6 protein-coding genes are annotated in these 11,411 nt (G+C 36.8%); all 6 read right to left on the bottom strand.

The genetic code is table 11. The features are described from left to right. Positions 1-2: 2 nt before the first annotated feature. Positions 3-1,991: an EAL domain-containing protein gene (locus tag KO502_RS02130; protein ID WP_216020915.1), complete on the bottom strand. Its 1,989-nt coding sequence runs from the start codon at positions 1,989-1,991 to the stop codon at positions 3-5. 605 nt (positions 1,992-2,596) lie between these two features. After that, positions 2,597-3,694: an SPFH domain-containing protein gene (locus KO502_RS02125; protein ID WP_216020914.1), complete on the bottom strand. Its 1,098-nt coding sequence runs from the start codon at positions 3,692-3,694 to the stop codon at positions 2,597-2,599. 32 nt (positions 3,695-3,726) lie between these two features. Beyond that, positions 3,727-5,484 (bottom strand): TIM44-like domain-containing protein, encoded by a 1,758-nt coding sequence (locus KO502_RS02120; protein WP_216020913.1) that lies wholly within the window; start codon positions 5,482-5,484, stop codon positions 3,727-3,729. 318 nt (positions 5,485-5,802) lie between these two features. Then, entirely contained in the window at positions 5,803-8,901 is a 3,099-nt protein-coding gene (locus KO502_RS02115) for an efflux RND transporter permease subunit (RefSeq protein ID WP_216020912.1), read from the bottom strand. Between the two features lie 9 nt (positions 8,902-8,910). Next, entirely contained in the window at positions 8,911-10,035 is a 1,125-nt protein-coding gene (locus KO502_RS02110; RefSeq protein ID WP_216020911.1) for an efflux RND transporter periplasmic adaptor subunit, read from the bottom strand. A 212-nt stretch (positions 10,036-10,247) separates the two neighbouring features. Beyond that, positions 10,248-11,114 carry a LysR family transcriptional regulator gene (locus KO502_RS02105; RefSeq protein WP_216020910.1) on the bottom strand — a complete coding sequence of 289 codons (867 nt, stop codon included), beginning with the start codon at positions 11,112-11,114 and terminating at the stop codon, positions 10,248-10,250. Between the last annotated feature and the right edge of the window lie 297 nt (positions 11,115-11,411).

The following is an 11,411-nucleotide window of genomic DNA, read 5'->3' as shown; positions in this document are numbered from 1 at the left end:
AATCAGATTGGTATAAAATGCCAATTCACTAATTCATCGGCTGCTATTGGTTTACTGAAAAAATATCCTTGAAAAGTTTTACAACCAAGAGTATCTAATTCATCAACTTGTCCTTTCGACTCCATGCCTTCAGCAATAATATCTAATTGTAAATGCTTACTGATTGAGATCATGGATTGAATTAACTGTTTAGTGCTTGGGGAAAATACATCATCAACAAAAGATTTATCTATTTTTAATATATTAATCGGTAGATCTTTTAAGTAAGATAAAGATGAATAACCGGTACCAAAATCGTCTAATGCAATAATAAAACCATGGTTTTGTAAGGTTTTTAAACTAGCTATAGCCACGGAAGTATCATGTAAAATTCCCGATTCTGTAAGTTCTAAGACTATTTGTTCAGGTGCCACTTGGTATTCTTCACACAGCAATACGAGATTAGAGACAAAATCTACATGTAATAATTGCCTAGCGGCGATGTTAATTGAGATATGCTTAGGTATTGCTGCTTTTTCATTCTTCCATGTTTGTATTTGTTTAAATACATGCTTAATCACCCAATAACCAAGCTCATATATGGTTTCCGTTTGTTCGACTATAGGAATAAATTCAGCAGGGGATATAACGCCATATTTGGGGTTTATCCATCGAATTAAAGCTTCAGCACCTAACAGTTTACCATCACTACTCGTTTGTGGTTGGTACACCATGTATAACTGATTATCTTCATGCATGGCCCTGTGTATTTCTTTTAAAATAATTTGTTGTCGTTCAAACACCGCTTGAATATTTTTATCAAAAACAGCGTATTGATTTCTGCCGTTGTGTTTGGCTTGCTGTAAGGCACTTTCGGCATAACGAATTACACTATAATTATCATCAGTTTGTAATGGGTAGATAACAACACCAGCGCTACACTCTATTTTTACTTCTTGCTTGTTAATATTAATAGGCGCTTTGATCACGGCAGAAATAGCTTGCCAACTGACTTCAATCAAAGAGGCTCTATCACCGCTAAGTTGGTCAATTAATATGGCAAATTCATCGCCATCATTGCGAGCTACAAAAATGTTTTCGCCTGCGTAAATTTTCAGTCTGTGAGCTATCTCTTTTAAAATATCATCAGAAAAATCATAACCGTAAACCTTATTTACTTCTTTAAAGTTATCTATATCGACGAGTATTAATAATGAATTAGTTTGATTTTCAGTATTTCGCTCAAAGGTTAAATTAATTTGCTCGAATAAATTGGCGCGATTAGGTAATTTAGTTACATAATCAAAGTAAGCAAGCATTTTTAATTTTTTAGCTAGATTATCCCTGGCTAATTCAGCGCCTATGCGAGCACCATAAATGTCTAATATTTTATTTAAACTTGGATCTATTTGATAAGGTTCGTTATGCAGTAATGACACTATCCCTAACGGATTTTTTTCACTATTAAATAATGGTAGCCCTACATAAGCTTTGATGCCCATATCTTGTAATAATATATCTTTAGGAAAGTGTGTATCTACGTTATTTTCATAAGAGCAGATGCTTTTCCCTACAACTTGATCACAAGGGGTTCCTTTTAATGAATAGCTAAAGTTTTTACCTAGCTCACCATTTTTTACAACGGATATCGTTTTAATTCTTCTCCCTGACTCATCATTTGTGTAGATACCAATAAAAACAAACTTGGTTTTAAATAGCTTTTGGATATTAAAGGTTGTTTTATTATAAAAATTTATGTTGTCGGTATCTGATACTTCTTGGGCTAATGAGTTTAACGCTTCATCTATTGCTGCTTTTTGTCGCTCACCTACCTTTAATTTTTCACTGGTAGTTTTATACCTTGAGCTAATTAAAAAAAGACAAAGAACTGAGAATATAGTGAGTGGTAAAGCGCCAATATAAAATAATGCTATTTCTAGGTTATCTATTTCATAATCAATATAGTTTACAAATATTTGGCTGATAAGTAATAACATGAGAAAAGCAGACATGAGGCTTTTCTTTTGTTTGTAAAAGCTATAAGCAAAAACAAAGAATAAAATAGTATTAGCTAGGAATAATATATGAAGACCAATAAGAAAGGGATTAGATTTACCTCTTAACAAAGAAATATTATCACCAAAAATATTTTGAAATTGGATGAGTTCTGTTTGTCCAGTATATCGTATTGAGGAATCCCCTAAAAAATTCAAAATAATAAAGGGGATACAAATAACTGTCACTGTCAGTGTTAATTGCTTTGTATATTTTAAATGACACCAACTTCCAAATGTAAGCACCATCAAAGGTAAAGCAGAAATTGTGAGCAGTGTTTGGTACTTACTCATTAGCGTGATTGTCTCGAGCGTAGTAGATGTGTGTAGTTGCCAAGAGAAAAAGTGGTAGCCAAACATAGAAACATTTAGCACAGCCAATGTTAAGAAATGTTTTTCTTGTTTTTGAATGCCGGACAACATGATAGCTATTGCGCATATAGCGTTCAATGTCATTACGGCAGCGTAAAAAACTTCCAAAGAATAGTCCTAATTATCTTGCTTATAACTAATACCTATAAACAATCAAAGCATAGCACATCGATTCTAACTCACCACTAAACTTATGGTTGTTTTGTACCACAGTTAGAACAAAATTTTGCTAATGCAGGTATTTCATTACCACAACCTATGCAAAATTTGTTTTTCTGCTCTGTATTCGCTTTGCCACCACAATCAGAGCAAAACTTGGCGCCTTCAGGCAATGATTGTTGACAGCTGCTACAACTAACAGTGCTGTCTTGAGTAGTCTGATTAAACACTGTTTTATGTTGTGCGTCGGAGCTTTTAATGCCTGTGCCCATCATGTCGGCACTCATATTCATCATTTGGTTGCCAATGCCCATACCAACGCCCATGCCTACACCTGCTCCGGCAACATTACCCTCCGATTCGTTAGAAGCGGCTTGTTCGGCAACATCAAATGTTTTTACGGTATTGTAATGTTCGCCGTATAGTTCAAATTCAGCTTTTTTAGCAAGCATTGCTTTTAAGCTAACCACACTTTCATCATCTTGTGGAACATTAATAGAGCTTAAGTAAAAGTTAACAATTTCAATGCCAAAGCGTGTGAATTCTTCACTAATATCATGTTTAAGTGTGGCTGACATTTCATTTAGTTGTGTGCTTATAGTTAATACTGACATTCCATCGTTAACAATTTTAGCGGCAATAAAATCTTTAATTCGACTCATTAAGTGGCCGCGAAAATAATCACATACTTGCTCCGCATCAAACTCATCAACGGTACCTACAAGCTCAGTAACGAATTTTTTAGCGTCGTTAATCCGCATACCAAATTGGCCAAATGCTCTAACGGGGACAAATACTTTATAAACAGGGTCTAAAACGGGTATTGGCTCTTGCGTTCCCCATTTCATTGCTAGGTTTACTGCTGTATTTACAAAGTAAACTTCAGCGGCAAAAGGAGTTTCATTACCAAACGGAATATTGACTATATGCTCCAGCAGGGGAATGTTAGCGGTTTTTAAAGTGTGACGACCGGGTTCTAACACATCAAGCGCTTTACCATTTTTGTAAAATACTGCTTGTTGCGCCTGATTAACAATAACCTGCGTGCCCCACACTAAGCTGTCATGAGGCCAGCGCCATGCAAAAACATCACTAGGACCTTCGTATTTGACTCGATCAATTATATTCATTCATATTCCTAGTTCTAATCTTGATTGGAGGATTAAATAGCATTGCTGTTTGCATTAATACTAGCATCTTGTGTTAAAGCCCGCTTAGCATCAAGATATAATTTTGAGCGAGTTTCTTTAATACGTATATCTATTTCTATTGCTAAAATATTAAATTTTTTACCAAATAGGACTAATAATTCATGTTCTTGCGTTGATATTTCACCGTCTATTAAACACATCTCAATCATTTTTATTAGCCATGCCGCAGCATCTAATTGTTCATCGGGGGCTAACATTGTTAATTCACCATTTTCAGCAGCAACGAGTATTTCATCTAATATCTGTTGCGGAATCCTCCGATTTTTAACAAAGTCGTTTAATAAAGCTTGTTCTTTGGGATGCTTTTCTCCGTCAGCTAGTAATATTAATACTAAGCCAGATAATAGTGAAATAGGATCAAATATTTTATCCGTTATTTTGTTTGCACCTGACTCAATAGAAAAAGATTTACCTTTTAAATCTACTACGCGGTTTATATGCGGAGCGAAATCAGTTAATACCCAATCAAACTCACCTCGATTAAAAGGCGTTTGGCAATATTGGCAGTGATCTATGGCTTTTTCTGATTGCGGAGCGCCACAACTATGACAATGTAGCGAGTGTAAGCCTTGTTTATTGTTGCTGATTGCACCGGTTTTTCTGCTTAGTGTTAAATGGTGAGCATAATAGCCTAAGGGGTTGGATTGACCATTATCAATAGATATTTTTCGAGCTTTCCATTTGACTAATATAAATACTTTATCAAAAGTATCAGTCGAGTTCTTTGCTTCATTAACACTGTTACCAAACTCTACACTACTTACTTCGCAAAGCCCTAAGTCAATATCATCAAAGTAGTAACCGTTTAGTTTATTTTGTTCAAAATGCTTAACATAGTTCGAGTCAGAGACTGCACGTAATGGTGCGGCGTTTTGTATTAACCAAGCTTTTTGTAAACGCCAAAATATTACGCTTACTCTGTCTTCAATAACGGCTAAGTTAAATAACGGATCAACGACTTGATAGGCAGCCACGCCTTTAACTTGTCTTTTAGCATTTTGAAAACGCCATTCTTCTTCTTTGGTTATTTTCGCTAATATCCAGTCGTATTCTCCTGAGGTAACTAAAGAATCACAGGCTTGGCATTGTTCAAACTTATTGAGTAATAGTGTTGAGCCACAATTTGGACAGATACCCTCGAGTAAGCCAGGTTGAGTTCGAGTTTTTACCCCAGGTAAGCGAATGTAAGTCCAATATTCTACTGTGTGGCTGCTAGCGGGAAGTTTTGTTATTTGTTGGGCAGAGGACTTCTGGGTATTGAGTGTAACATGGCGTGCTTGACTCGATATTTTAAAATGTAAAGTTTCAAAACGCTTATCTGCTTCAATACCGACAAGTTCACAATGGTGAATAGCAAGATCAACCAGTTTGCGATGTCGTTGATGTTTTTTCTGAATATCAAACTGAATACTGTAACGCTGAAAAATACCATCGGTAATAAAACCTCGTACCGATGACATGTCATGATCTGACCATGCTTGCTTAATTTTATAAAAAGCATTTTCCACACGAATAATCATTTTGTGTTCATCAAAATTAGGATCGAGTGCTTTGATATGATCAAACTGTGTTTGCAGTTTGTGTATATTCTGCTTTTTTACACCACGGGTAATAGTTTGGTGTACTTGTTTAATCTTTTTTTTATTATTTTGCTGATAAGTAAAATAGGAAAAAATAACAAAACCAATGATGACAATAAACGTAAACATAAATTATATGACCTATCGTGATTTGAGGTTATACCAGTTTCATTAATTAAGTGATCTATTTTAGACGGAGATAAAATCATTAAATACAAGGCATTTATTTACATAACTAGTTGTTCTAATTATTAAATAAATAACGCTGTAGTTAGTGCTTTTAGCCCGTATAAATGATCACTTAGTTTGTGAGATTGGTATTAAATTGTAGATCAAAAAAAACCACTTAGATAAACTCTCTAGGTGGTTTTATTCGGTTGATTAAATTTTAGCTAAATCAACTGGTATAACAATGCGTTAATTTTTAAATTCTTTGCATTTAAGTCACTAAACATGAAGTGACTTTTCAATAATTTCTTCATTGAATTCAACTTCCGGCTCCTTAATAATTTTTTGCCTTTTCTCTGCTAACAATAAATAAAAGCTCGGTAGAATTAATAAAGTAAAAACGGTACCAATAAACATACCTGCCACTAATATAATACCTATACTATTACGTGCCTCTGCGCCCGCACCGGTCACTAATACCAATGGAAAATGCCCTAAAATAGTGGCAGCTGTTGTCATTAAAATAGGACGTAAACGGGTTGTTGCAGCTTCGATTACAGCTTGTAGCTTATTCATACCAAGCTCTTGCGCATGATTGGCAAACTCGACAATTAAAATACCATTTTTTGCAATTAAGCCGATTAAGGTGATTAAGCCAATTTGTGAGTAAATATTAATAGTGGTTAACTCAATATAAGGGATGAGTAACGCCCCAGATAATGCCAAGGGTACACAACCAAGTAACACGACTAAAGGATCTCTAAAGCTATTAAATTGTATCGCAAGTACTAAAAACACAATAACTAGTGATACGGCTAATACCATAATAAGCGTATTGCCTTCCTTACGTAATTGTCTTGACTCACCTGCATAATCAATAGAGTAACCAGCGGGTAATATTTCTTTGGCAACATTTTCAATAGTGGATAATGCTTGCTCTTTATTTGAACCTGGTGCAACTGCTCCATAAACTCTAAATGAGGCTTGCTGGGCAAAAGTACCTAATGCTCTTGGTACTGTTTTCCAATGTAAATCAGCAACGGCAGAAACGGGTATTAATTCGCCGTTAGGTAACTTTATGTTTAACGAAAGCAAAGCTTCTGTTTTACTGCGCACATCATCATTAACAATAGGAATAACACGATAAGCTTTACCCTGCGCATCAAAACGATTAACAAAGTTACTTGATAATAATATGCCTAATTGCTCACTCACTTGGCCGACACTCATGCCTAAATCGGCAATATTATCGCGATTTAATTGCAACTCTACCTGCGGTAAATCAATTTTTAAGTCGGTATCTGCGTAAAGAAATTGACCGCTACCGAAGGCTGCACCAACCAGTTGGTCAGCGTATTGCTTCATTTCGCTATAGGGGGCAGAGGATTTAACAATCATTTCTATTTCAAATTGCCCTGAGCTAGGTAAAGATGATGGCAAAATAGGAAACATATTTAGCCCTGGTATTTGCGCTAATTTACCGTAAATTTGAGGGACTAATGATTGTGCACTGTAATCACGTTGTTCAGCAGTGACTAACTCTAAACCACCAAAACCGCCGCCACCAAAGATAATTTGCCAGACTTTTTTACCACCTTCAATTTCTTGTAGGCTTTCAACTACGGGGTTCATTTGTTCAACGCTATAGATTAATGACGCGTCAGGCGGTGATTGAATAACAAACATGACCGCTGCTTGGTCTTCTATCGGCGCGAGCTCTTTTTTTGAGTACATATAAAATGGCACAGTAAGCAGTGATACCACAATGGCGATTAAAAAGACTTGGCCTTGCCATTTAAATGTTTGCTGTAAAAGCTTAGTGTAACGGCGTTGTACTTTTTCAAAAAGATGATTTACTTTTCGTGTTAACCAACCCTCTTCGCCGCCTTTAGGAGAGGCATAAGCGCTCATAATTGGCGATAATGTTATTGCTACAATACCTGAAATAATCACGGCAATAGCGAGAGTAAACGCGAATTCTTTAAATAATACCCCTGTTAAACCCGATAAGAAGCCAATAGGTGCGTACACCGCGGCGAGAGTTAAGGTCATTGAAATAATAGGTACTAACAATTGTCGAGAGCTAAGTAGCGCGGCATCAAGTTTTGACATGCCTTGGCGCATCAAACGGGCAACATTCTCTACCACAACAATGGCATCATCAACCACTAAACCGACCGATAATACTATAGCTAACACGGTTAATAGGTTTAATGAAAAGCCCATCATCGACATAGCTGCAATAGCGCCAAGTATAGAAATAGGAATAGTAATTAATGGGACAATGGCCGTTCTAAATGAGCCCATTAGTAGTAATACAACTAAGCCCACTAAAATAACCGTTTCGATTAACGTGGTGAAAATCTCACTTAATGCATCACGCATATAAAGAGTACCATCGTAGGCGTAGTTGATAGAAAGCCCATGCGGTAAGGTTTTATTGAGCTCGTCAACCGTTTCATATAATCGATCGCCAATGGCTATTTCATTGGCGCCTGGTAAAGGCCAAATTGAAATATAAACTGCATCTTCGTCATTTAACCTTGCGGTTATGTTAGTATCTTCGGCAGCTAACTCTATTTGAGCGACATCTTTTAAATATATGTTTGCACCATCTACTTCACTGATGACTAATTGTTCAAACTCTTCGACACTGCTTAGTTGTGTATTGGCAACAATATCTATTTTTTGGCGATTATTTTCGACATAACCCATGGTGGCAATAGTATTGTTTGCGGCAAGCGCCTGATATACATCGTTAGCACCTAAGTTAAATACCTGTAATGCATCAGCATTTAACCAAACACGCATAGCGGGCGTTCTTGCCCCTTCAATACCAACACGCTGTACACCTTCAATCGCGTTTAGTACGGGATTAACTTGGCGGGTTAAATAGTCAGTGACTAGTGATAAATCATTGCCATTGGCTTGAACATTTAAATAAAATACTGCGAAAGGGCGATCGGCACGTCTAACCGATACCATAGGGTCTTGCGCGCCTTGCGGTAATTCAAATCGTATTTGGCTAAGTCTAGCGGTTAATTCAGCCAGTGCTAAGGTTGGGTTTTGATTTAATTGTAGCCAGGCGGTAACTTTAGAGCTACCAGAAGTACTGGTTGAATCAACGTATTCAACACCCGGAACGGTTGCAGCAACACGCTCAATAGGTTCAGTGATATAACCTTGTACTACATCTGCAGAGGCGCCAATGTAATAGGTTTCAATCACCAAAGAAGCGCTGTCAATTTTAGGGAACTGTAGTACCGGAATTTTAGTGGCTGACCAAATGCCAGCAATACAAATGATGATAGATAAGACAATCGCAACCACTGGACGCTTAACAAAAATGTCCATTATCGATGATTTATTTTCTTGCATGATAATCCCTTATTGTTGCTTACTGGTATCAGCAGGTGCACTTGTATCGTTGGTCTCTTGAGCAAGGTAGACTTTCATACCTGGGAATAATTTAAATGCGCCTTTGTTAGCGATTAATTGTCCTTGCTCTACGCCTTCAAGGATCATAACGGTATCACCTTGGCGCTCACCCAACTTAACAGGTACCTGTTTGGCGCGATAACTGCCTTGTTCGGCAGGTTCTAGCACAAAAACATAACTACCTAATGCGTCACGCTTTATCGCTAAGTCAGGCACTGCGGGGAAACTAGCTTGTTTGCTGATAGGTACAATAACTGAGACCAGTGTATTTGGCTTGAGCGTAATATCATGTGAATTAATTTGGGCACGATATTTTAAATGGCGTGAGCTACGTGATAACTTTGGATCGATAGCAATAATTTTGGCCGACAAGTTTTCAGTTCGGCTATTAGCCGTAATAGGCATAATGTTAACAACTGAGCCTAAGCTTAATTCTTGATAAATTTGTGGTAAGTTAAAATCTACCCAAGTGAAGTCATTAACGCCTACCAACTCCATTACTTGGCTATTTTTATCTAAATATTGACCGACTTCTAAAGTATGAATACCTACATTGGCATTAAAAGGGGCTATTAAGGTTTTTTTATCAATGGCTGTTTCAATAATACTGATGTCTGCTTGGGCAATTTGCACTGCAGCACGTGCTTCATCAACTTTATCTTCACTAATACCACGATTTTTTTGTAGCGCAATATTACGGTCTAGTGTTTGCTGGCGCAGTAATAAAGTCGCTTTAGCTGCTAATAACTGTGCATCTTCGTTGCGGTGATCAAGGGCAAGTAATACCTGACCTTTTTTTACTGTTGCACCTGATGGGGCATTTAAACGAGTAATTTCGCCAGCAAGCTCATTATTTAGCATTAAAAACTTAAAGGCTTGTACTTCACCGCTGACTTTAATCATTTTTTGATAAAGCATGTTAGTAACGTTAATGGCGGTTACGGTAGCTGCAGGCTCGGGCATCATAGCAGCTTGCTCGTTGGCAGCTTGTTGTAAAGATGATTTATAGCTATACAAACCAAAAATAGTGAGTGTTAATATAATAATCACTATAAGCCATTTCGTTATATTCATGATGTTCCTTTATCGTTTTATGTCAGTTATTAGTTGTGTAGCGGGTAAGTGGTTACTTGCTAGGAGTTGCCTCTAAACTTACTAGATTATAGTAAGTGGCGTATATTAACTTATTTTTTGTTTAGTTAAAATGACAAAGGCATTACAAAAAGGCATTGCCGTTTGGTGAAAGCATATAACTACTTTTTCAATAAGTTAGTAGAGGTTAAGTATCAACTTAACTGTTCAGTTAGATAGTCAACTAACAGTCTTATTTTAGTCGATAACTGTCTATTATTAGGATAAACCGCCCAAATGCCTTCATCGGGCTCTCGGTAGTGATCAAGTACGGTAATTAACTGCCCCGTTTCAATATACTGTTTAACGTAATAATCTGGTAACTGCACCATACCAACCCCTTTTAATGCAGCGTCCATTAACCCATAACCACTATTAACACGTATACTACCGCTAACGCGCACATTTTTGTCTTTGTTATTTTCTAAAAAACGCCAATAGTCCATAGTGCCAAGTAAGCAGTTATGTTTACTTAATTCTGATAAGGTATGTGGTGTACCATACTTATTAATATAAGCGGGAGCGGCGCAAACATAATTGGTTCGCTGCGCTAATTTTTTTGCCATTAACGTTGAGTCATGGAGTTTACCTAACCTAATAGCTAAATCGTAACCTCCTTCCACCAAATCAATTTTTTGATTTGTTAAATGCGCAGAGACTTGAATATCGGGATATTGTAGAAGAAAGTTATTAATCAGTGGCAATATTTGTTGTTCGCCGTAGGTAACTGAAGCGGTCAGCTTTATTATACCTTGCGGAGTGGCTTGTAAGTTAGTGATTGTTGTTTCCGCAAGCGCTAGGCCATCGAGTACTGCACGACAATGTTGATAAAATAAACTTCCCTCTTGGGTTAGAGACACCTTACGAGTAGTTCGATAAAGTAACTTTACTTGTAATCGTTTTTCCAAAGCGGTAATTTGCCGACTGATTTGGGCGGTTGAAAGCGCAAGATTTTTAGCTGCTAAGGTAAAGCTTTCAGTCTCGGCAACACCAACAAATTCACTAATACCTTGCCATTGCATTTATTATTACCTATGTGTAAAAGTTAATTGATAAATTCGCTATTATCATTTCTGTGTAAACAATTATACTTCATATTATGCAAATGAGTTAACTAATACCAATTTGATTAAATTTCTTCCCAACTCAGAGCTATGCTCGATGTGCAATAACAAGGCGAATTTGTTTAGGTCTAGTCATTCTAAATCAAATAAATTTAACGATGTTAATGTACATCGAGCAAGCTCCCAAAGGGCGAATTTAAAAGGCTTACATGCTGCGTTATTGATTTTGACAAGGACGCTACATGGATGTAGCTT

It is taken from the genome of Colwellia sp. E2M01 (assembly GCF_018860585.1).
GTDB lineage: Bacteria > Pseudomonadota > Gammaproteobacteria > Enterobacterales > Alteromonadaceae > Colwellia.
The sequence above is the reverse complement of the archived record's forward strand: the minus strand, read 5'-3'. Positions and strand labels throughout refer to the sequence as shown.

Bases quoted from the DNA above. Each gene is read 5' to 3' on its own strand.
- KO502_RS02130 (WP_216020915.1), bottom strand. From the start codon at position 1,991: ATGTCTGCTTTTCTCATGTTATTACTTATCAGCCAAATATTTGTAAAC.
- KO502_RS02125 (WP_216020914.1), bottom strand. From the start codon at position 3,694: ATGAATATAATTGATCGAGTCAAATACGAAGGTCCTAGTGATGTTTTT.
- KO502_RS02120 (WP_216020913.1), bottom strand. From the start codon at position 5,484: ATGTTTACGTTTATTGTCATCATTGGTTTTGTTATTTTTTCCTATTTT.
- KO502_RS02115 (WP_216020912.1), bottom strand. From the start codon at position 8,901: ATGCAAGAAAATAAATCATCGATAATGGACATTTTTGTTAAGCGTCCA.
- KO502_RS02110 (WP_216020911.1), bottom strand. From the start codon at position 10,035: ATGAATATAACGAAATGGCTTATAGTGATTATTATATTAACACTCACT.
- KO502_RS02105 (WP_216020910.1), bottom strand. From the start codon at position 11,114: ATGCAATGGCAAGGTATTAGTGAATTTGTTGGTGTTGCCGAGACTGAA.